Origin of the sequence: Methanosarcina spelaei, assembly GCF_002287235.1 — an archaeon.
Taxonomy (GTDB): domain Archaea; phylum Halobacteriota; class Methanosarcinia; order Methanosarcinales; family Methanosarcinaceae; genus Methanosarcina; species Methanosarcina spelaei.
In genome coordinates this window covers 21072-28252 of the sequence record NZ_LMVP01000501.1, presented here as the reverse complement: position 1 = coordinate 28252, position 7181 = coordinate 21072, and the positions used below count along the sequence as shown (strand labels likewise).

At 42.1% G+C, this 7181-nt stretch carries 6 protein-coding genes; 2 read left to right on the top strand and 4 right to left on the bottom strand.

The genetic code is table 11. The features are described 5' to 3' along the window. Positions 1 to 224: 224 nt before the first annotated feature. A complete protein-coding gene (locus ASJ81_RS24295; protein WP_275112576.1) occupies positions 225 to 350 on the bottom strand; it encodes a hypothetical protein in 126 nt (41 codons plus the stop codon). Between the two features lie 150 nt (positions 351 to 500). Here ASJ81_RS24295 and trkA point away from each other — a divergent pair, with 150 nt between their 5' ends. Together trkA and ASJ81_RS17170 are read left to right on the top strand one after the other, a co-directional pair. Then, positions 501 to 1847: a Trk system potassium transporter TrkA gene (gene trkA, locus ASJ81_RS17175; protein WP_095645421.1), complete on the top strand. Its 1347-nt coding sequence runs from the start codon at positions 501 to 503 to the stop codon at positions 1845 to 1847. 56 nt (positions 1848 to 1903) lie between these two features. Further along, positions 1904 to 3334 (top strand): TrkH family potassium uptake protein, encoded by a 1431-nt coding sequence (locus tag ASJ81_RS17170; RefSeq protein ID WP_095645420.1) that lies wholly within the window; start codon positions 1904 to 1906, stop codon positions 3332 to 3334. 447 nt (positions 3335 to 3781) lie between these two features. On the opposite strand, the gene ASJ81_RS17165 is transcribed toward ASJ81_RS17170, so the two are convergent. From ASJ81_RS17165 to tes, 3 genes are all read right to left on the bottom strand, one after another. Then, positions 3782 to 5005, bottom strand: a complete 1224-nt coding sequence (locus ASJ81_RS17165) for a digeranylgeranylglycerophospholipid reductase (RefSeq protein ID WP_095645419.1) — start codon at positions 5003 to 5005, stop codon at positions 3782 to 3784. Then, entirely contained in the window at positions 5002 to 5178 is a 177-nt protein-coding gene (locus ASJ81_RS17160) for a 4Fe-4S binding protein (protein WP_095645422.1), read from the bottom strand. Before ASJ81_RS17160 ends, ASJ81_RS17165 begins: the two co-directional genes overlap by 4 nt. A gap of 481 nt (positions 5179 to 5659) precedes the next feature. After that, positions 5660 to 7180 (bottom strand): tetraether lipid synthase Tes, encoded by a 1521-nt coding sequence (gene tes, locus ASJ81_RS17155; RefSeq protein ID WP_095645418.1) that lies wholly within the window; start codon positions 7178 to 7180, stop codon positions 5660 to 5662. Between the last annotated feature and the right edge of the window lies 1 nt (position 7181).

Genomic DNA, 7181 nt, shown 5'->3' with positions numbered 1-7181 from the left:
ATATAGGTTTCGAATGACCTCATTTATACAAAATGAAAAATTAGCGAAGTACTGAACTTGAATGTGATGCTTTTGATGGTTTTATTTAGCATATTTCTGGAATAGGATGTACAAGTAAAGGCGAGACTGATTACGTTAAAATTGAGAATTCTCAATTTTATCCAAATTCACTTAACAGTATCTTCCGGTGATACTGTAAGGTGGACAAATCTTGATTCAACTAATTACACGGTTGTAGAAACCGATTTCTCTTTAATATAATAAGTCAGGACTCGTACGATCATACATTCACGAAAACAGGGACCTATAGTTACCACTGCTAGATTGAACTCGCCATTAGGTATTGTCATTGTAAAATACACATTTTAAATACCTTAACCTTAAACTATTCCTCTGTAGAAAGAGCATTCCTTAATATGTTATTTAAGTTCTCTTTCCCAAAGAATACTTAAGCACGCAGGTTAATTTATTTGGAATCAAGCTTTTTTTCGAGGATTTTTATGAAAACAATAGTGATAGGGGCAGGTGAGGTTGGATATCATATTGCAAAGTTTCTTTCCGCCACACACGACGTAACTGTTGTTGAAAAAGATGAGGACGTTGCACGAAGGGCAGATGAACTCGATGTTCAGGTTCTTGAGGGAAATGGCGCAAACGCTGATATTCTCGCCAGTATCATTCACGATGCAGACATTTTAGTAGCTGTTACAGGATTTGATGAAGTCAACATTGTTGCCTGTATGACTGCAAAGCTGATCATAAGATCCCATCCAGGATGGAAAGAAACAAAGACAATTGCAAGAGTTAGCAATCCTGATTATATCGATGTACCTGTAACCTCAAGGTCTCAGGTTGGAGTCGATATAATGATCTGTCCTGAACTTGCGCTCGCCTCGGAGGTTGCCGAGGTCCTTTCAAGCCCTTCAGCTATAGATACTGAAGTATTTGCCGGAGGAAAAGTTCAGATGATGGAGTTTGCCATCCGTCCCGATAGCAAGCTTGTAGGAAAGCAGATTCAGGATCTCAAGCTTGATGATTGCTGCATTGTAAGTGCAATTTTTAGGAAGCAGGAAATTGTTATTCCTCATGGGAATGACACTATTAACGCAAACGACCATATAGTAGTTGTAGGCAATCCCAGAGCTCTGGAAGAACTTGGTCGTGTTTTTGGGGATGTGGAACAACACAGAAATCGAATTCTCCTCATAGGCTGCGGCATTGTAGGATTCTACCTTGCCAAACTGATAGACAAAGACGAGAGTGTCGACCTTAAGATTATCGAGTATAAGAAGAACCGTTGTATAGAAGTGGCCGAAACGCTGGAAAATGCCCTCATTTTAAACGGAGATGGCACTGACGTTAATCTTCTGAGGGAAGAAAACATCGAAGATATGGACGTAGTGCTTGCAGTTACGGACAATGATGAAAAAAATCTTCTGTGCTCGCTTCTAGCAAAGCAAATGGGAGCAAAGAAGGTGATTGCAAGAGCTGATCGCCCTGATTATGTGCCTCTTTTTGAAATGATCGGAATTGATATGGCAGTAAGTCCAAGGGAGGCAACTGTAAACGAAGTCCTTAAGCTTACAATGGGAAAAGGTATCGAAAAGCTTACCATGCTGGAAGGCGAAAAGGCAGAAATTATAGAGTACACGACCTCACGGTACTCAAAAATCATAGGAAAGTCTCTCGAAAAGGTCAAATTCCCTAAAGACGCGCTCGTTACTACAATAGTTCATAACGATGAGATTATCATACCTAGAGGAGACTCGGTAGTTCGAGAAGGAGATAGAGTAATAGTTTTTGCGCTTTCGTCTTCAGTTTCGGCAGTGGAGAAATATTTTAAGTAAAAGACATATACTAAAAATTCAAAAGAGTCTATCAGTTTTAAAACCGAGGACCTCCAATGAACTTTAGAGTTATTTTATATGCACTTGGTGGTTTGCTCCGACTCCTGGGACTGTTCATGCTAATCCCTCTTGGAGTTGCATACTATTATGGAGAAAGTTTAACTCCTTTTCTGGTTTCGATTTTTGTAACTATCATTACAGGTCTTCTTCTGCTTTATTATAAAACCAACGAAGAATGGATGCGCAAAGAAGGCTTTGCAATAGTTGCCCTGGGCTGGCTTGCAGCTGCATTTTTCGGGTCAATTCCTTTCATGCTGGACGGGATTTCTCCCTTAAACGCTGTCTTTGAATCCATGTCCGGATTTACAACTACAGGTTCAACAATTCTTACTGATATAGAAAGTCATCAAAAAGGCATCCTTTTCTGGAGGGGCATGATTCAGTGGCTTGGGGGTATGGGTATAATTGTGCTTTTCATTGCGATCCTGCCCAAACTAGGGGTTGCAGGCCGCCAGCTTTTCCGGGCTGAAGCACCTGGACCTACTGAGGACAAGCTAAAGCCAAGAATAAAGGAGACTGCAAGAATTCTCTGGATGGTCTACTTTGCGATCTCCTTTCTTCAGGTTGTTGTCCTCCTGCTTGCAGGAGTCTCACTTTATGACTCTATTAACCATACTTTTACTACAATGTCATGTGGAGGTTTTTCCAATTACGCTCTGAGTGTTGAAGCTTTTAACAGCCCTCTGATTGAGTTCATAATAACCTTTTTTATGTTCATTGCAGGTGCAAACTTTGCACTTCACTATCGGGCAATTTATATAGACAAAAAGTTTCTTATTAAAGACGACGAGTTTCGTTTCTATACAGGACTAATTCTTTTAGCAACAGGGCTTCTTGCTTTTCTGCTCTGGCGAGATATGGAAACAGGATTTTTTAACTCCTTCAGATTTGCCATTTTTCAGATAGTTTCTATCATGACAAGTACAGGGTTCGCTACAGCAGATTTTAATTTCTGGTCCGATTCTGCTAAAATGGTACTTATATTTGTGATGTTTATCGGAGGCTGCGCCGGTTCTACAGGTGGAGGCATGAAGGTTGTGCGTATCCTTATTCTCCTCAGGCGCAGTCGAGTGGAATTGTTCAAGGCCATTCATCCGAGAGCCATAAGAGCTATTAAATTTAACAATAAAAATGTACCCGATGAAATTGTCAATTCCATTGTTTCATTTGTTGTTATATATCTGCTTATTTTTCTCTTAAGCACTCTGATTCTCTCGGTTCTGGGCATGGACATTATATCTTCATTTACTGCGTCCATAGCCACTCTTGGTAACATAGGGCCAGGTCTGAATGTCGTAGGCCCAATGGACAGTTTTGATCCTGTACCCGCTCTTGGTAAACTAGTCCTGATTGCAAATATGTGGATTGGCAGGCTTGAAATCTATACTGTAATTTTACTCTTTACGCCTGAGTTCTGGAAAAAGTAACCATCCGGTTCTACTTCCTGAGTTCCGTCACCCGAGTCCCGTCTCGGGAGGACGGTTCCGTTTCGCTCACTTCGTTCGCTCAAGCGGATTAACTTATGAACAAAGAAATTTCACTTGCCGAGTTCCGTCACCCGAGTCCCGTCTCGGGAGGACGGTTCCGTTTCGCTCACTTCGTTCGCTCAAGCGGATTAACTTATGAACAAAGAAATTTCACTTGCCGAGTTCCGTCACCCGAGTCCCGTCTCGGGAGGACGGTGCCCTTTTCGCTTCGCTCAAGAGGGCTGAAATGCAAGTTAAGGTTATATCACAGCAATTTATTTTTATGGAAAGAGGAATTGACAAGGAAAAGGTTGGATAACTTCTGATATGGAAATTTCCTTTAAGACAGAATAAAAAAGTCTAATAAATGACAGGTGCCTGGATTTCCAGGCGTTACGTCTTACTTTATTACATTTTGCTCTTTACAACTTCTTTTGCGGCATCTTTGAAAAGTACTCGAAGGTCCCAGAGAAGTTTTTTATCGGCTTTAAAGAGAGCCTGTAACAGGTCAAGAAGGCTCATTCTCTCAAATTTCATGTCTTCTAGAGAATGAGCAAGCGAATTCAGGTCTTCATCGCTTAGATTGATAAAACAATTCTTTACGATAAGGCTCATATCAATGTCGTGTCCCAGGGTTGCTCTCCATGGCTTCTCATAAATTTCTTCGAGTTTTTCGAAGGAGACATCTCCTTCAGATATAGCTGCATATGCAGCTTCTCCTGCTATCTTTCCAGCATCCATTGCATTAAGAATTCCACCGCCTGTAACAGGATCGGATTGGCGGGCAGCGTCTCCGATTAGCATCAGCCCGTTAGTGGAAGTTTTTTCAATGCTGCCTGAAACCGGAACTCCTCCGAAAACCATTTCGACTATCCTGGCATCGGGAAATTTTTTTTCAAGAAATCTGTCAAGATAATCTACAGGCCTTGGCTTGAATTTTCCAGCCTTACTCCCGAGAACTCCGATTCCTACATTGGCTTTTCCACCGCCTTTCGGAAAGACCCATATATAGCCGCCTGGTGCAATTTCATTACCTACGTAAAATTCACAGTGGTGCTGGTCTATGTTCGCTCCAGCTATCAGGTATTGGGCACATGTTTCTATATCTATTGGCTTTAAGGAAGTGTCGATACCTGCCCATCTGCCTACCTTTGATTCGACCCCGTCAGCGCCTATTACTATCTTGGCCCGCACATCATATTCTTTTCCTAGATGCATGAGCCTGGCTCCCTTGACAAAACCGTCTTCAACGATAAGGCCAGTTGCTCTGGTTTTTACTCTAACTTCCGCTCCGGCTTCGGCAGCCTGTTCAGCAAGAGCCCGGTCAAACACTTTTCTCTCAAGGACGTAACCTACTTCTCCACCAGCTATTTCTTCTGCCATCTCTATCTTTGTACCGTCCGGCGCGTAGATATGAGAAGCATTAAGATCAGCGCAAATCCATCTTTTGTCAATTTCCACGTGTTTTTTAAGATATGCTTTGTTCACACCTTCGGCACAGCGTACAGGGTCACCTATCTCCTGGCGTTTCTCGATCAGGAGTACGTCCAGCCCTTTTTCAGCTGCGGTTCTGGCGGCAATGGAACCTGCAGGACCGGCACCTATCACTAAAACATCATACGTGTCCTTCATTTCATTACCTCAATTGCCCCTACAGGGCAGATGCGATCGCATATCCCGCATGTAATGCACGTACTTTCGTCTACTTCGACCCAGGTCTCTACAAGTTCGAGTGCTCCCTTAGGGCAGACTCCCACACAGGCACCACAGTATCCACACTTATATCTATTTATCTTAATGCTCACCAGCTCACCTGTACCTTTTAAACTTAATTTATAATGCTTAACCAGCAGATATCCTCTTTCTTGCAAATAGTGTGATATGGACCGAAAAGCATGACAGTATAAATGCCACATTATTTCTACTGATTACTTCAATAGAGTCCTGAAAGTTCTACTTTAATCACTATATTTTTAAACTTTTATTTTTTCGGTCAATGAATCTTTTTTCGGCTTTCTGAGGTCTAGTTCTCATCTCCAAATTCTTCCTCAGAAAGATCAGATTCAAATTAAGATTTACCCATTTTGTATGGTTACTCTTCCGAATAGTTTTCACAATTAATGTATTTGTCCAGTTAAAGTTATTGGCTCTATTGGACCAATGTATTCGGTATAAAAATTTCTTTCAGTTAATTTTTTCTCTAATATAAATATTTTGTATTACACCTCTCTAACTTATATTTTTTCATTTTAATAATTATTGTCATGCTTTCCTTTGTAGGAGAAATCAAGCTGCTTCTCTTTCCTGAACTTCCACGGGTTTCTTCTCAAACTTCATATTTTTCCTATATTGTTTTGAATACCTTGCTTCTACTCCTTCTCTGTGAAAATTGTTATAAGTGCAGAAGGGAATTATCCTGCCATCAGGGGTAGCATAGTGGATTCCGCAGTGTTCAACCCTTTCCAGATCCAGGTTGTAGAGGTCCTGAAAGTGCATAGCTCCGAGGAAAAGTGATTTTCGATGGAACTGAGCAGCATGTTCTCTTGTACCGTTTTTAAGAAAATTAGTTATCAGGGGGACTATCTTAAGATCTTTTGGGCTTCTGGCATCATCGATGTAACGCGGAATATTATAGAGAACTTTTGCAAGTTTCGTTATGTTAGAACCTTGCCCTTCAAATTCTGGAGTAACGCTCTCAAGGAACTCAAGGAACCCATCCACGTCCACAAACTCAGTTATCGGAATTAGCCTTCCCTCGTTCTCAAAGATATAAGTGGCAGCTCCACAGAGAGGGTGAATTGTAAACTCAGGGAGCGGAACCTTTCGCACCGCACTCACGAATCGGATGATGGGAACTGCAGCAGATGCAGGATACCAGGCTGAACTGGGAATTTCTCCTTCGGTTTGTTCTTCCAGGAGTGATACTAGATCGGGAATTGTTATTCTCTGTTCTTTTCGTAGGGCCTGATCAATGCGGCCTGCGAACGCTACTGGCTGGAAGTTTACACCTCTCACTACGTCCTCATTTCTAGCTGCAAAGCGGACAATATCTCCAACCTGGTGATCATTAACACCTTTTATCAGGGTGGGCACGAGCACAACACTATTCAGGCCGGTCTGCCTGCAGTTTTCAAGAGCTTTTTGTTTTACAGGAAGGGCATTAAATCCTCGGTTCTCCATGTATGGTTCCTCTGAGACTCCGTCAAAGGATAGATATACAGTATGGAGCCCTGCGGTCTTTAAAGCTTCGCAGTATTCCTGGCTTTTTGCGAGCCTGACACCATTAGTTGCAATCTGGATCTGTGAAAACCCAAGTTCTTGAGCTGTTTCGATAATTACCGGAAGGTCTTCCCGGACCGTAGGCTCTCCTCCAGCAAACTGGACAGCATAGCAGGGAACAGGTTCTTGATTTCGGAGAGTCAGCATCATTTCTCTTATCTGTTCAAAGTCCGGTTCGTATATAAAGCCACTTGCTTTGGCATTAGCAAAGCACACCGGACAATTGAGATTACAACGATTGGTAACGTCGATGTTTGCAAGCAAAGTCCCGGTTTTGTGCCTGGAGCAAATTCCGCAGTCCCAGGGACAGCCACCGGAAGAAATAGTCTCATTATTGGTTGAAACTCCACTACCGACGTAAGAATAGCGCCTGAACCTGTCGTATAGTTTGCTGTCCGACCAGTAGACATCCGTGAAGGTTCCGTGTTCTGGGCAAGTTTTTTTCAGCATTATCTTGCCGTTTTCTTCAAATATAGTGGAATCAATAACTTTTTTGCATTCTGGACAAACAGATTTTATCTGTTTCATT